Consider the following 210-nt stretch of genomic DNA (forward strand, 5'->3'; position numbering starts at 1 on the left):
AATTGGGGTGCGATCGCCTCCCGTTTCTTCCGCTTCCACATTGCTAGCTGTTTCTTCGCTAGCAGTTGCTGTCTCGGAGTCTCCAGCCGTTTCTTCCCCTACATTCTCTACCACTTCTGTGGCATTACTCACTGGGGTTTCGGTGACAATTTCCGCTGGGGGAGTCGTCTCCTCACGCGAGGATTCTACAGTTTCGACGGGTTCCGATGA

General features: G+C 53.8%; 1 protein-coding gene. It reads right to left on the bottom strand.

The annotated features are described in order from the left end of the window. Window positions 1-210, bottom strand: a 210-nt coding sequence (locus tag AC0QH1_RS00280) for a hypothetical protein (protein WP_324628747.1), incomplete at both ends; no start/stop codon positions are given.

It is taken from the genome of Phormidium sp. CCY1219 (assembly GCF_055795085.1).